Origin of the sequence: Phenylobacterium sp. (genome assembly GCF_036563385.1) — a bacterium.
Lineage (GTDB): Bacteria > Pseudomonadota > Alphaproteobacteria > Caulobacterales > Caulobacteraceae > Phenylobacterium.
Window position 1 is genome coordinate 321454 of record NZ_DATCML010000004.1, and the last position, 14581, is coordinate 336034.

At 72.9% G+C, this 14581-nt stretch carries 11 protein-coding genes; 7 read left to right on the forward strand and 4 right to left on the reverse strand.

Annotation, left to right across the window (positions count from 1 at the left end; translation table 11 throughout):
- The first annotated feature begins 179 nt into the window (after positions 1–179).
- The 7 genes from VIL67_RS02435 (at position 180) to trxA (ending at position 10174) form a co-directional block, all read left to right on the forward strand.
- Complete coding sequence (locus VIL67_RS02435) at positions 180–1052, forward strand: 1-acyl-sn-glycerol-3-phosphate acyltransferase (RefSeq protein WP_332047249.1); 873 nt, start codon at positions 180–182, stop codon at positions 1050–1052.
- Positions 1049–1522 carry a tRNA (adenosine(37)-N6)-threonylcarbamoyltransferase complex ATPase subunit type 1 TsaE gene (tsaE, locus tag VIL67_RS02440; protein ID WP_332047250.1) on the forward strand — a complete coding sequence of 158 codons (474 nt, stop codon included), beginning with the start codon at positions 1049–1051 and terminating at the stop codon, positions 1520–1522. The genes VIL67_RS02435 and tsaE overlap by 4 nt, the downstream gene beginning before the upstream one ends.
- Entirely contained in the window at positions 1506–2600 is a 1095-nt protein-coding gene (gene amgK / locus VIL67_RS02445) for an N-acetylmuramate/N-acetylglucosamine kinase AmgK (protein WP_332047251.1), read from the forward strand. Before tsaE ends, amgK begins: the two co-directional genes overlap by 17 nt.
- A complete protein-coding gene (locus VIL67_RS02450; protein ID WP_332047252.1) occupies positions 2597–3322 on the forward strand; it encodes a nucleotidyltransferase family protein in 726 nt (241 codons plus the stop codon). The genes amgK and VIL67_RS02450 overlap by 4 nt, the downstream gene beginning before the upstream one ends.
- The gene (gene addB, locus VIL67_RS02455) at positions 3319–6300 is read left to right on the forward strand and encodes a double-strand break repair protein AddB (RefSeq protein WP_332047253.1); all 2982 of its coding nucleotides are present in this window, start codon (positions 3319–3321) and stop codon (positions 6298–6300) included. Before VIL67_RS02450 ends, addB begins: the two co-directional genes overlap by 4 nt.
- Positions 6297–9767: a double-strand break repair helicase AddA gene (gene addA / locus VIL67_RS02460; RefSeq protein WP_332047254.1), complete on the forward strand. Its 3471-nt coding sequence runs from the start codon at positions 6297–6299 to the stop codon at positions 9765–9767. The genes addB and addA overlap by 4 nt, the downstream gene beginning before the upstream one ends.
- Before the next feature lie 77 nt (positions 9768–9844).
- Positions 9845–10174, forward strand: a complete 330-nt coding sequence (trxA, locus tag VIL67_RS02465) for a thioredoxin (protein WP_332047255.1) — start codon at positions 9845–9847, stop codon at positions 10172–10174.
- An 84-nt stretch (positions 10175–10258) separates the two neighbouring features.
- Here trxA and VIL67_RS02470 read toward each other — a convergent pair whose 3' ends face one another.
- The 4 genes from VIL67_RS02470 to trpB are packed head-to-tail and all read right to left on the reverse strand — an operon-like array spanning position 10259 to position 14579.
- Entirely contained in the window at positions 10259–11593 is a 1335-nt protein-coding gene (locus VIL67_RS02470) for a bifunctional folylpolyglutamate synthase/dihydrofolate synthase (RefSeq protein WP_332047256.1), read from the reverse strand.
- A 1-nt stretch (position 11594) separates the two neighbouring features.
- Entirely contained in the window at positions 11595–12521 is a 927-nt protein-coding gene (accD, locus tag VIL67_RS02475; protein WP_332047257.1) for an acetyl-CoA carboxylase, carboxyltransferase subunit beta, read from the reverse strand.
- A gap of 4 nt (positions 12522–12525) precedes the next feature.
- Positions 12526–13362, reverse strand: a complete 837-nt coding sequence (gene trpA, locus VIL67_RS02480) for a tryptophan synthase subunit alpha (protein ID WP_332047258.1) — start codon at positions 13360–13362, stop codon at positions 12526–12528.
- A complete protein-coding gene (gene trpB, locus VIL67_RS02485; RefSeq protein ID WP_332047259.1) occupies positions 13359–14579 on the reverse strand; it encodes a tryptophan synthase subunit beta in 1221 nt (406 codons plus the stop codon). The genes trpA and trpB overlap by 4 nt, the downstream gene beginning before the upstream one ends.
- Positions 14580–14581 lie beyond the last annotated feature (2 nt).

Sequence of the window (14581 nt, forward strand, 5' to 3'; positions counted from 1 at the left end):
GGCGTGGGAGAGGGCAGGGTGAGGGCGGCGCCGGCCGCGCCGCCGCCGCTCCCGTTGGACCCGGGTCCCACCCCCTGCCCGCCCCCAACCCCGAGCCGCCCTCACCCAACCCTCTCCCGCCCGGCGGGAGAGGGCCGGCCCCGCTTGCCCGCGCGCCCCCCGCCGTCGCATCTTGGGCCATGAGCGTCGCTTCGCCCGCGCAGGCCCTGAGTGCGCCCCGTCCGCGGGATCACATCGTCGATGTCCTGATCGCCGAGCGCGCGCCGAAGCTCTCCGCCTCGCCGGTCTGGCCGCTCGTCCGCCCCCTGCTCTACGCCGTCCTCGACTACGCCAAGGCGCGGGGCATGGCCGACGCCATCGCCCCCCTGCCAGGCCACCAGGCGCTCGAGCACATCTCGCGCCTGCTGGCCCTGCGCACCGAGGCCGCCGGCCTCGGACGCGTCCCGGCCGCGGGCCCGGTCGTGGTGGTCTGCAACCACCCCACCGGCATCGCCGACGGGGTCGCCGTCTACGACCGGCTGAAGCCGCTGCGCCCCGACCTCTGCTTCTACGCCAACTCCGACGCCCACCGCGTCGCCCCCCACCTCGACGAGGTGCTGATCCCCGTGGAATGGGTGGAGGCCAAGCGCACCCGCGAGCGCACCCGGCTGACCCTTCAGATGACCCGCCAGGCCCTGGAGGCCGGCCGCTGCCTGGTCATCTTCCCGGCCGGGCGGCTGGCGCGCCGCCAGCCCGACGGCCTGCTGGCCGACCCGCCCTGGGCGCCCAGCGCCGTCTCCATCGCCCGCAAGTACGACGCGCCCGTGGTCCCCATCCACGTGGCCGGCCCCTGGTCGACCCTGTTCCACCTGTTCAACCGGATCTCCCCCGAACTGCGGGACATGACCCTGTTCCACGAGCTGCTGAACAAGCAGGGCCGCGCCTTCCGCCTCACCGTCGGCCGGCCGATCCCGCCGCAGGCCCTGGACGGCGACCCCGCCGAAGTCACCCTGCGCCTCAAGCACCATGTGGAGCGCGGCCTGCCCGCCGATCCGGACCGGGTGTTCGCATGATCCACGCTGCCGACGGCGACCTCCGCCTCTCGGACGAGGCGGCCACCGGCCGCCTGGGCGCGGCCATCGCCGCCCGGCTGGAGCCCGGCGACGCGGTCTGCCTGTCCGGCCCGCTCGGGGCCGGCAAGTCGACCCTGGCCCGCGCCCTGGTCCGCGCCCTGACCACGCCGGACGAGGACGTGCCCTCGCCCACCTTCACCCTGGTGCAGTTCTACGAAGGCCCGCGGCTGAAGGTCGCCCACTTCGACCTCTATCGCCTCTCGTCGCCGGACGAGGCCTATGAGATCGGTCTGGACGAGGCGCTGGAGGACGGGGCCGCGGTGATCGAGTGGCCCCAACGTCTGGAGGGCCGCCTTCCCCCGGACCGACTCGATGTAGAGATTGCGCTTTCCGAGGATGGCGACGAACGGCGCGTGCGGCTCATCCCGCACGGCGCCTGGGAAGGACGAGGGCTTGAGTTCGGACCGTGAGGCCCAGAAGGCCGAGTTCCTGAGGCAGGCGGGCCTGGCCGGCGTGCAGCGGATCCCGCTGAGCGGCGACGCCTCCACGCGCAGCTACGAGCGCCTGCGCGGCCCCGACGGCCGCGCCCTGATCCTCATGGACCAGCCCCCGGCCCTGGAAAGCAGCGTCTGCCCGCCGGGCGCCACGCCGCAGGAGCGCCTCGCCCTTGGCTACAACGCCGCCAGCCGCCTGGCGGCGGGCTCCGTCGCCGCCTTCGTGGCCACCGCCACCTGGCTGCGCGGCCGCGGCCTCTCCGCCCCCGAGATCGTCGCCCACGACGTGGACGCCGGGCTCTGCGTGCTCGAGGACCTCGGCGACGGCCTGTTCGCCACCCTGGTGGCGGACGGGCAGGACGAGCTGCCGCTCTACGAGGCCGCCGTGGACGTCCAGGTCGCGCTGCAGGCCGTGACCCCGCCCGACGTGCTGACCGCCGGCGACCACGTCGCCTGGCCGCTGCTCACCTATGACGCGCTTGCCTTGAAGATCGGGACGGACACCTTCCTGGAGTGGTGGCCGAAGTTCGCCGGCCTGCCCGGGTTCTCCGCCGAGGCGGTGGCCGAATGGGACGCGCTTTGGGCCCCCGTGTGGGTGCGCGGCGAGGCCGGCGCCAGCGTCTTCACCCACCGCGACTTCCACGCCCAGAACCTGCTCTGGCTGCCGGAGCGCCAGGGACCCGCCCGGGTCGGCCTGATCGACTTCCAGGATGCGCTGAAGGCCCACCCCGCCTGGGACCTGACGCACCTGCTGCAGGACGCCCGCCGCGACGTGTCCGCCGAGCTGGAGCAGCGGATGCTGGACCGCTTCCTCGGCGCCCGCCCCAAGCTGGACCGCGAGGGCTTCCTCGCCGACTACCGGGCGCTGGCCGCCTCCAACGCCGCGCGCATCCTGGGCCGGGTGTTCGCCCGCCAGGCCCTGCTCGGCCGCACCCAGTACACGGCCTACATGCCCCGCACCTGGCGCTACCTGGAGCGCAACCTGCGCGACCCGGCCATGGCCGGCCTGCAGAGCTGGTTCGACCGGCACGTCCCCGCCGGGGCGCGGGCGTGAGCGCGCCCGTCACAGCCCCCACAACGGCCATGGTGCTGGCCGCTGGCCTGGGCACCCGCATGCGGCCGCTGACCGACGCCATGCCCAAGGCCCTGGTGCCGGTAGGCGGGCGCACCCTCATCGACCGCGTGCTCGACGAGCTGGTCGCCGCCGGCGTCACCCGCGCCGTGGTCAACGTCCACCACTTCGCCGACCAGATGGAGCGCCACCTTGCGCAGCGGTCGGACCTGCAGGTGCTGATCTCCGACGAGCGCGACCAGCTGCTGGACTCCGGCGGCGGCATCCAGCACGCCCGCCCCCTGCTGGGCGAAGACCCGATCTTCGTGGCCAACATCGATTCATTGTGGCTCGCCGAGCGGGAGCGGCCGCTGGAAACCCTGAAGCGCGCCTGGAACCCCGCCCGGATGGACATCCTGCTGCTGCTGGTGAAGCGCGGGAACGGCATCGGCTTCGAAGGGCCCAACGGCTTCTTCATGGACGACCAGGGCCGGCTCACCCATTCCACCGCGCCCGAGCCGCCGACACCCTTCGCCAATGTCGGCTTCGGCATCCTCAAGCCGCAGGTGCTGGACGGCTCGCCGGCCGTCGGCGCCTTCTCGGTGCTGCCCGTCTGGCATCGCCTGCAGGCGGAGGGCCGGCTCTGCGGCGCCGTCATGGACGCTTTCTGGATGCACGTGGGCGACCCCGCCGCCAGGGAGGCGGCCGAGGCGCGGCTCAGATGAGCTTCCTCGACCGTCCAGGTCCGCGCTGGTTCAACATCCCCGCCCACCGTCCCTTCGCTCAGGATCTGGCCCAGGGCCTGCACGACGCCCTGGCGCCGATCGGACCCGAGGCGCTGTCCCAGGCGGTGGTCCTGATCCCCACGCGCCGGGGGGCGCGAGCCATCGCCGACGCCTTCATCGCCGCCGCCGGCGGGCGCGCGGTCCTGCCGCCGCAGATGCGGCCGCTGGGCGACCTGGAGGAGGGCGAGCCGCCCTTCGAGCCAGGCGACCTCTCCCTCGACCTTCCCGCCGCCATCGACCCGCTGAAGCGGCGCTTTGAACTCACCCGACTGGTCGCCGAGCACGAGCACCTTCTGCAGGGCCGCACCCTCACCGCGCCCGCCGCCCTGGAGCTGGCCGAGGCGCTGGGCGGCTTCCTCGACAGCGTCCAGATCGAAGAGGCCGACATCGAGGGCCGGCTGCACGATCTCGTGGAGAGCGAGTTGGCCGAGCACTGGCAGGTCAGCCGCACCTTCCTGGAGAGCGCCGTCGCCGCCTGGTCAGAACGCCTCCGCGAATTGGGCGTGGTGGACGTCAGCGAGCGCCGGGTCCGCCTGCTGCGCCGCCTGGCCGAGAGCTGGACCGACCGGCCGCCGCAGGGCGTGCTGGTGGCGGCCGGCTCCACCGGCACCGCCCCGGCCACCCGGGCCCTGCTCATCGCAGTGGCCAACGCCCCGCAGGGCTGCGTCGTCCTTCCTGGCCTCGACGAGGGCCTCGCCGACAAGGCCTGGGCCAAGGTCGACGTGCAGCATCCGCAAGGCGCCCTGAAGCGGCTCCTGGACGACGCCCGGGTGGCGAAAGCCGACGTCCTCACCTGGCCGGCGTCGAGCGTCACCTTCGCCGGCCGCGCCCGCCAGCGCGTCATCAACGAGGCCCTGCGCCCGGCGGAGGAGACCGCCGACTGGCTGGGCGTTATCCAGGCGCTCGGCGTGGAGACCATCGCCCGCGGCCTCGACGGCCTCTCCCTGGTGCACGCCCGCGCCGAGGAGGAGGCCGCCACCGCCTGCGCCCTCCTGCTGCGCGAGGCGCTGGAGACCCCCGAGCGGACCGCCGCCCTGGTGACCCCCGACCAGGCCCTCGCCCGTCGCGTCACGGCTCGCCTGCTGCGCTGGGGCGTCGTGCCCGACAGCTCCGCGGGCGAGAGCCTCGCCGGCTCCCCTTGCGGCGCGCTGGCCGGCCTGCTGGCCCGCGCCGCCGTCGACCCTCTGGCGCCGGTCGTCCTGCTGGCGATCCTCAAGCACCCCTACGTCCGCCTCGGCCTCGACCCTGACGTCTTCGGCCCGGCGCTCGTCGACCTTGAACGCCGCGCCCTGCGCGGCCCCCGCGCCCGCGACTGGGACGCCCTGCTCCGTAGGCTGACGGATTTCCCGGCCGCCGCCGCCCTCGCCGCCGCCCTCCGCGACACCCTCCCGGCCGAGTACGACGCCGAGGCCCCCGCCACCCGCGCCGCCCGCCTGGCGGAAGCCATGGAGGCCCTGGCCCGCGACCCGGCCGGCGACCTGGGCGACCTCTGGGCCGGCGCCGGCGGCGAGGCCATGAGCCGCCTGCTCTCCGGCCTCATCCGCGACGGCGGCGACCTGCCCCCCGCCACCCCGCGCGCCTTCGCCGACCTGCTCGAACAGTTGATGCAGGGCGAGACCGTGCGGACCGGCGGCGCCACCCATCCCCGGCTGCGCATCCTGGGGGCCATCGAGGCCCGCCTGGTCCGCGCCGATCGTCTGGTGGTCGCCGGCCTCGAGGAAGGCGTCTGGCCCCGTGGCGCGCCCCTCGACCCCTTCCTATCCCGCCCCATGCGCGAGCGCCTGGGCCTGCCCAGCCCCGAGCGCCGCATCGGCCTCGCCGCCCACGACTTCGCCCAGGCCGCCTGCGCCCCCGAGGTGATCCTCCTCCACACCGAGCGCCGCGAGGGCGCGCCCTCGGTGAAGTCCCGCTGGCTCTGGCGGCTGGAGACCCTGGCCCGCGGGGCCGGCGTCGAACTCGCCCAGCGCCGCGACGTCATCGACTGGGCCCGCCAGCTCGACGCGCCCGACGCCTACGCCCCGGTCCCGCGTCCTTCGCCCAGGCCGCCGGTCGAGCACCGTCCCGACAGCCTCTTCGTCACCCGCGTCGAGGCCCTCACCCGCGACCCCTACATGGTCTGGGCCCGGGACATCCTGAGCCTGCGCCCGCTCGGGCCGCCGGACGAGGCCGTCGACGTCCGCATACGCGGCACCGCCATCCACCAGGCCTTCGAGGACCTTGCCCGCGCCTGGCCGGCGCACGCCCCGGAGACCGCCGCCGAGGCCTTCGAGCGCTACTACCTCGAGGCCCTGCGCGCCGGCGGCATGCCGCCCGAGGGCCTGGCGCGCGAAGGCGCCCTCGCCCGTGAGGCGGCCCGCTGGGTCGCCGACCTGGAGGCCGAGCGCCGCGCCGACGGGCGCGAGATCCACGTGGAGCAGACCGGCAAGCTGGTGGTCGACGTGGACGGCCAGCCCTTCACCGTCGCGGCCAAGGCCGACCGCATCGAGATCACCGCCGACGGCTACGGCCACGTCATCGACTTCAAGACTGGCCACGCGCCGTCGCCGAAGATGGTCAAGACCGGCTTCTCGCCCCAGCTCACCCTCACCGCCGCGATCCTGGCGCGCGGCGGCTTCCCGGGCATGCCCGCCGCCGAGCCTGGCGAGCTCACCTACCTGGAGGTCACAGGCCGCAAGCCCGCCGGCCGGGTCGAGGTCCGCGCCCAGCCGGGCGGCGACGGCAAGAAGGTGCTCGACAGCGGCGAGGCCGTCGACGCCGCCATGGCCGGCCTCGTCGAGCTGGTCCGCCAGTACCGGGACCCGAACCGCGGCTACACCTCTCGCCTGGCGCCCCAGTTCGTGAAGCTCTACGCCTCCGAATACGACCACCTAGCCCGGGTCTTCGAGTGGTCCACCAGCGGCGAGGAGGGCGAGGAATGAGCCTGGACCTGCTCGCCCGCACCCTGGATCCGCAGCAGATCGCCGCTGACCCGCGGCTGTCGGCCTTCGTCACCGCCAACGCCGGCTCGGGCAAGACCAAGACCCTGATCGACCGCGTGGCGCGCCTGCTGCTGGCCGGCGCCAGGCCCGAGACCATCCTCTGTGTCACCTACACCAAGGCCGCCGCCTCCGAGATGCAGCGGCGGCTGTTCGACGTGCTGGGCGAATGGTCCGTGCTGCCGAACGCCGAGCTGCGCCAGCGGCTCACCCGGCTCGAGGACCGCGACTTCGACGATCGCCAGCTCTCCGCCGCCCGGGCGCTGTTCGCCCAGGCCCTGGAGACTCCCGGCGGCCTGAAGATCCAGACGATCCATGCCTTCTGCGAGAAGCTGCTGCGCCGCTTCCCGCTGGAGGCCGGCATCTCCCCCGGCTTCCGGGTTATGGACGACGCCGGCGCGGCCGCCGTGGCGCGCGAGGCCCGCGCCATGGTCGCGCGCCACGCCCTGGCCGCCGACGACCGGGTCACCGCCGCCTACGCCCGCTTCTCCGTCGCGCTCGACTTCCAGAGCTTCGAGTCCATGTTCGCGGACTTCGAGGCGCGCCGCGGCGCCCTGGCGGACTTCTTCCAGCGCGAGGGCGGGCTGGACGGCGCCGAGGCCTGGGTCTGGCGCGCGGTCGATATCCCCCGCGGCTCCGGCCCCGATCAGGTGGGCGCCGAGGACATGGCCCGGCTCGACCGCGGCCTCTGGCGCCGCGCCGCCGAGGCTCTGCGTCAGGGCGGCTCGAACGACCAGAAATGCGCGGCCCAGCTCGCCCAGGTGGCGGCCGACCCCGAGGCGACCTTCGAGCAGGCGCTTGCGCCCTTCTTCACCGAGAAGGGCGAGGGCGACGCGGCCAAGTGGGTGGTCAACGCCAAGGTCATCAAGGCCGACCCCACCCTCCAGGCCCTGCTGCTGTCCGAGCAGGGCCGGCTAGAACTCGCCCGCGAGCGGGTGCGCGCCGCCCAGATCGCGCAGGACACCGTCGACGCATTGACGCTGGCCCACGCCTACCTGGCTGCCTACCGCATCGAGAAGACGTCCGCGGGCGTGCTGGACTTCCAGGACTTGGTGGAGAAGGCCTGCCAGCTGTTGCGCGACCGGCCGGCCGCCGCCTGGGTGCTCTACAAGCTGGACGGCGGCATCGACCACATCCTGCTCGACGAGGCCCAGGACACCGCCCCCGAGCAGTGGACCATCGTCGACGCCCTGTCGGAGGAGTTCTTCGCCGGCGCCGGCGCGGGGGACGAGGCGCGGCTGCGCGACCTCTTCGTGGTCGGCGACGACAAGCAGTCGATCTACTCGTTCCAGGGCGCCCAGCCCGAGCAGCTGCTGCAGAAGTACGAGTTCCACCGCGACCGCGCCACCGGCGCCGGCTACCGTTTCGAGCGCGTGGACCTGCTCACCTCCTGGCGCTCGACGCCTCAGGTGCTCTCCTTCGTGGATGCGGTCTTCGCCCCCGCCGAGCTCGCCCAGGCCATCCAGCCGCGGGCCACCTACGAGCCCGTGGTCCACGCCCCTCAGCGGCGCGACCACGCCGGCTGCGTCGACGTTTGGCCGCTGGAGGTGGAGCGCAAGGCCGACGAACGCGAGGCCTGGGACGCGCCCCTCGACGTCGAGGGCGAGGAGAGCGCCAACCGCCGCCTCGCCCGGCGGATCGCCGGCGAGATCAAGGCCCTGATCGCCCGCGGCGACGCGGTCTACGACAAGGAGACGCGCCAGTACCGCCCCGCCCACGCCGGCGATGTCCTCATCCTGGTGCGCCGGCGCCGCGCCCTGTTCGAAGAGATCCTCCGCGCCCTGAAGCAGGCCGGCATACCTGTGGCCGGCGCCGACCGCCTGGCGCTGTCGCAGCACATCGTCTTTGACGACCTCGTGGCCCTGGCCCGCTTCGTCCAGTTTCCGCAGGACGAGCTGACGCTGGCCGCCCTGCTGAAGAGCCCGCTGGGCGGCCTGGACGACGACAGCCTCTACGACCTGGCCCACGGGCGCGACCGCGAGAACCTCTGGGCCCGGCTCCGGCGCCGCGCCGCCGAGCGGCCGGACTGGTCAGCGGCGGCGGGCCTGCTGGAGCGCGCGCTCGCCGAGGGCCGGGGCCGCCGCCCGTTCGAGTTCTACACCCTGGTGCTCGGCCTCGCCGACGCTGGCGGCCGGTCCATACGCCAGCGGCTCCTGCGCCGGCTCGGCGTGGAAGCCGAGGACGCCCTCGACGAGTTTCTGAACCAGGTGCTGGCCGCCGAGGGCCGGGGCGCCCACGACCTGCAGACGCTGGCCGGCGAGCTGGCCGGCCTCGACATCGTCGTGAAGCGCGAGCTGGAGGGCGAGCGCCGCGAGGTGCGCGTGATGACCGCCCACGGCGCCAAGGGCCTGGAGGCGCCGATCGTCTTCCTTCCCGAGACCACCCTGACCCAGAGCGCCCGCGGCTCCAGCCTTCTGAAGGTGCGCGACGGCTTCCTCTGGTGCGGCTCGTCCGCCCGCGACTGCGAGGCCACCGCCTTCGCCCGGGAGGAGCGGACGCGCCGCGAGGAGGCCGAGGCCTATCGCCTGCTCTACGTGGCCCTGACCCGCGCCCGCGACCGCCTGGTGATCTGCGGCCGCGTCGCCGAGCGCACCGATCCCGACAAGCTGCGCGGCTGGTGGGGCGCCGTGCGCGACGCGCTCTGCCACGCCAAGATCTGCAACGACCTGAGGATCGTCGAGAGCGGCGGGCTGCAATTCCAGCGCTATGGGGAGGATCCGAAGACCCTGCCTGCCGAGGCGGCGGCCGCCGCGGTGGCTGCGCCCCTGCCGGCCTGGTCGGCCACTGCGCCCCATGCCGAGGCCTTCGCCCGCTATGCCTCGCCGTCCGACCTGGGAGAGGGCGTGAAGACCCCGGCTCCCTCCCCTCTCGCCGAGGCCCAGGGGCTCGGCCGCTTCCGGCGCGGCGACCTGATCCACCGGCTGCTGCAGGTCCTGCCCGATCTCGCGCCGGCCGCCCGTGCGGACGGCGCCAAGGCGCTGCTCGCCCGCGAGCGCGACCTGACCGACGCGCAGCGGGCGGAGATGACGGCCGCTGCGCTCAGCGTCCTCGACGACGCCCGCTTCGCCGAGGTGTTCGGCCCCGGCTCGCGCGCCGAGGTGGGCATCGCCGGGACGGCCGCCGCCCTGCCCGCGGGCCTGCGGATCTCCGGCCGCATCGACCGGCTGGTGGTGCTGCCCGACCGGGTGCTGGTCGTCGACTTCAAGACCAACCGTCCCTCCCCGGTTCGCATCGAGGACGCCGACCCCGCCTACCTGCGGCAGATGGCGCTCTACGCGGCGGTCTTGGCCGACGTCTTCCCCGGCCGGCGCATCGAGGCCGCGCTGGTCTGGACCGACGGGCCGAAGCTGATGCCGATCCCAGAAAACCTGTTGGCGGATGCGCTTGCCCAGCTCCGCCGCAGCGGTTGATACCTGGTCCACCGCGGCCTACATCGCGGATCAAGAGGCGCAAGGCTGCGTTGAGCCTGCGCAGGAGGAGCTACCCAATGGCCACCGTGACGGTCACCGACGAGTCCTTCGACAAGGACGTGCTGCAAGCCGAGCGCCCCGTGCTCGTCGACTTCTGGGCGGAGTGGTGCGGCCCCTGCAAGCAGATCGCCCCCGCCCTCGAGCAAATCTCCGAGGAGCTCGGCGCCCAGGTGACCGTGGCCAAGCTGAACATCGAGGAAAGCCCGACCACGCCCTCGCGCTATGGCGTCCGCGGCATCCCGACCATGATGCTCTTCAAGGGCGGCCAGATGGCCTCCATGAAGGTCGGCGCCATGCCCAAGCAGAAGATCCTCGAGTGGCTCAACGAGGCCGGCGTCGCCGCCTGAGGCCGAGTCCACCCGCGAGTCCGCCCGAGTCCACCTGACCCGCGGCTATCTCTACGTCAAAGCCCGCCCCACCGGCGGGCTTTGTCATGTGGGCCACGTCTCGCGGCTCATCGCCAGCACCTCGCCCGCGAAGTGCAGTCCGCCGCAGACCAGCACGTGCGGCGGCGGCCCCTCGCTGGACAGCGCCCGCTTCACCCCCGCGCGGACGTCGCCGACCACCTCCACCTGCAGCCCGTTGGCCCTGGCCGCCTCGGCGATCTCCTCGGCCGGCGCCGCGTTGGGCGAGTCGAACGTCGTGGCGAACACCCTCGGGTGCATCTCGGCGAACGGCTCGAAAAAGCCCCGGGCGTCCTTCCTGGCGAACATCCCCACCACCAGCGCCAGCGGCCGCCCGTCCCGGTCGGTGAGCCGCGACGCAGCCTCGGCCAACGCCCGCCCCGCATGCGGGTTGTGCCCCCCGTCCAGCCAGAGGTCCGAGCTGCGCGAGCGCGCCAGCTCCGCCAGCGGCCCCTTGGTCAGCCGCTGGAACCGCGCCGGCCAGACCGCCGACGCGACGCCCTGCCCGATCGCATCCTCCCCCAGCGAGCCGTCGAAGGTCAGGGCCGCCGCCACCGCCAGCCCGGCGTTCGCGAACTGGTAGCCGCCGAACAGGCTGGGCGGCGGGAGGTCGAGCAGCCGCTCGGGCATCTGGACCAGCAGCCGCCCCCGCTCCTCCCACGCATCGAAATCTCGGCCCATCAGCAGCATGGGCGCCATCCGCGCGTCGGCCTCCCGCTCGATGATGTCGAGCGCCTCCTCCTGCTGGCGCGCCACCACCACCGGCCGCCCGGGCTTGATGATCCCGGCCTTCTCCCAGGCGATCTTCGGCAGGCCGGGGCCCAGCATCTCCAAGTGATCGTAATCCACCGGCGTGATCACGCTCACCGCCGGCGCGTCGAACACATTGGTGGCGTCGAAGCGGCCGCCGAGTCCCACCTCCACGATGCAGAGGTCCGCCGGCGCGTCGGCGAAGGCCTCGAAGGCCAGAACCGTGGTGATCTCGAAGAAGCTGATCGGCTCCCCCGCGTTGGCCGTCTCCAGCCGCTCGGTGAGCTCCAGCAGGCGCTCGTCGGAGATCAACTCGCCAGCCACCCGGATCCGCTCGGCGAACCGGACCAGGTGGGGCGAGGTCAGGGCGTGGACCCTCAGCCCCTGGGCTTCCGCGATCGCACGAAGGTAGGCGACCGTCGAGCCCTTGCCGTTGGTGCCGGCCACGTGGATCACGGGCGGCAGGCGCCTCTCAGGGTGGCCTAGCGCCGCCAGCAGGCGTTCCACGCGGCCCGTGGTGAGGTCGATCAGGCTCGGGTGATTGGCCCGTAGGCGCTGGATCACCGCGTCCGAGGCGCGGATCGGATCGTGGTCGATCGGGGGGGAGGTCACATCAGGCGGCGGAGGGAAGTCGCTCGCGCCCCATCTGAAGGGTCCTGAGCAGCGAGCCCAGCACCTTCGGCAGCTCGGCCCGGGAGGCGACGATGTCCACCATGCCGCGCTCCACCAGGAACTCGGACTTCTGGAAGCCCGGCGGCAGGGTCTCGCGGATGGTCTGCTCGATCACCCGGCGGCCGGAGAAGCCGATCGTGGCGTTCGGCTCGGCGATGTGGATGTCGCCCAGCATGGCGTACGACGCGAGCACCCCGCCCGTCGTCGGGTCGGTCAGCACGACCAGGTATGGCAGGCCCGCCGCCTTCACCTCGTTCAGCGCCAGCGTCGTGCGGGCCATCTGCATCAGCGACAGGGTGCCTTCCTGCATCCGCGCGCCGCCCGAGGCGGTGAAGATGATGAAGGGCGCGCGCCGCTTCACGGCTTCCTGAGCCGCCTTGATGAAGGTCTCGCCGGCGCCCATGCCGAGCGAGCCGCCCATGAAGTGGAAGTCCTGCACGACCACCACGGCCGGTTGGCCCTCGATGTGGCCGTAACCAATGGCCATCGAGTCCTGCTCGCCCGTGGACTTGCGGGCGGCCTTCAAGCGCTCGGTGTAGGGCCGCTCGTCGGGGAACTTCAGCGGGTCATCGGCCACGACGGGAGAGGCGATCTTCTCGTACGTGCCGCCATCGAAGGTGTAGCGCAGGCGCTGCGCCGCCCCGATCCGCATGTGGTTGCCTGACGGCGTGACCCACAGGGCCGCCTCGAGGTCCGGGCGATAGATCATCTCACCCGTGTCGGGGCACTTCACCCAGAGGTTCTCGGGCGTCTCGCGCTTGGCGAACGCGTTGCGCACGCCCGGCGCGATGCGGGACAGCCAGCCGCGGCGTTCGCGGGGGCCCTGCGGGCGTCCGGGCTTGTCGTTTTTCTGATCAGCCATCGCCATAGGTCTAGACCGTCGTCGGTTGGGCCGTACGTGCGAGGCGCACAGACTTAGCCAAGGATTCGGCTTTGGAAAGAACGGCCGCGGTCACGTCTTCGTTTCTCTCCACCGCTCCAGCCACTTCATCGACGAGGGCCGAGCCCACGACGACCGCATCGGCGACGCGTGCTACCGCCGCGGCTCTTTCCGGAGTCTTGATGCCAAACCCGACCGCCACCGGAAGGCCAGACGCCTTTCGCACGCGCTCGACGTGGGGAGCGACCACGGCGGCGTCCGCCTCCTTTACGCCGGTCACGCCAGCCACGGAGACGTAGTAGACGAAGCCGGAGGTGCCCTGGACGATGGTCTGCAGGCGGGCGTCGTCGCTCGTTGGCGTGGCCAGGCGGATGAGGGACAGCCCGGCTGCGTCGAGCGCCCGGGCCAGCGGCGGCGCCTCCTCGGGCGGGCAGTCGACCACGATCACGCCGTCGATTCCGGCGTCCGCGGCGTCGCGGGCGAAGGCCTCGAAGCCCCAGTTCAGCAGCGGGTTCAGGTAGCCCATCAGGATGATCGGGGTGTCCTGGTCGTCCTGCCGGAAGGCGGCGGCCAGCTCCAGCGTACCCTTCAGGGTCATTCCCTTGGCGAGCGCCCGCTGGGCGGCGCGCTGGATTGGCGGGCCTTCGGCCATGGGGTCGGAGAAGGGGAAGCCCAGCTCGATAAGGTCGGCGCCGGCGGCGGGCAGGCCCCGCAGGATCTTGAGCGCAGTGTCGCGGTCGGGGTCGCCGGCCATGACATAGGCCACGAAGGCGGCGCGTGACTCGCGCGCCAGGGCTGCGAAGCGGGCGTCGATGCGGGCGGTGGTCAAATCACCCGCCCCAGGTGGTTGGCCACGGTGGCGACGTCCTTGTCGCCGCGGCCGGACAGGTTCAGCACCACGATTCCGTCCTTGCCGACCTCGCCGACCACCTCGGGGAGGCGGGCGAGCGCATGCGAGGACTCGATGGCCGGCAGGATACCCTCCAGCTCGGCGCAGAGTTGGAAGGCCGCCAGGGCCTCCTGGTCGGTGGCGGTGAGGTAGGTGGCGCGGCCGACGTCGTGCAGCCACGAGTGCTCGGGCCCGATGCCAGGGTAGTCGAGGCCAGCGGAGATCGAGTGGGCCTCGGTGATCTGGCCCTCGGGATCCTGCAGCAGGTAGGTCTTGTTGCCGTGCAGCACGCCCGGGCGGCCACCGTTGATGGCGGCGGCATGTCGCTCGCTCTCCATGCCATGGCCGGCGGCCTCGACCCCGAAGATCTTCACGCCCTCGTCGTTCAGGAACGGGTGGAAGAGGCCGATGGCGTTCGAGCCGCCGCCGACGCAGGCGACGACCGCGTCTGGTAGGCGGCCCTCGAGCTCCAGGATCTGGTCCCTGGTCTCCTGGCCGATCACCGCCTGGAAGTCGCGCACCATCACCGGATAGGGGTGCATGCCGGCGGCGGTGCCGATCAGGTAGTAGGTGTCATGGACGTTGGTGACCCAGTCACGGAGCGCCTCGTTCATGGCGTCCTTGAGGGTGGCGGAGCCCGAGGTCACCGGCCGAACCTCCGCGCCCAGCAGGTTCATGCGGAAGACGTTCGGCTTCTGCCGCTCCACGTCCACCGCGCCCATGTAGACGACGCAGGGCAGGCCGAAACGGGCGCAGACGGTGGCGGTGGCCACGCCGTGCTGGCCGGCGCCGGTCTCCGCGATGATCCGGGTCTTGCCCATCCGCATGGCCAGCAGGATCTGGCCCATGCAGTTGTTGATCTTGTGCGAGCCGGTGTGGTTCAGCTCCTCGCGCTTCAGGTAGATCTTCGCGCCGCCGTAGTGGGCGGTCAGCCGCTCGGCGAAGTAGAGCGGGCTGGGGCGGCCGACGTAGTGCCTGAGGAAGCTCTTCAGCTCGCCTTGGAACTCCGGGTCCGCCTTGGCCGCCGCATAGGCCGCGTCCAGCTGGTGGACCAGCGGCATCAGGGTCTCGGGCACGTAGCGGCCGCCGTAGTCGCCGAAGCGGCCCTCGGCGTCGGGGTAGGCGGTGTAGTCGTTGGGGCGGGCGGGTGCGTTCACGG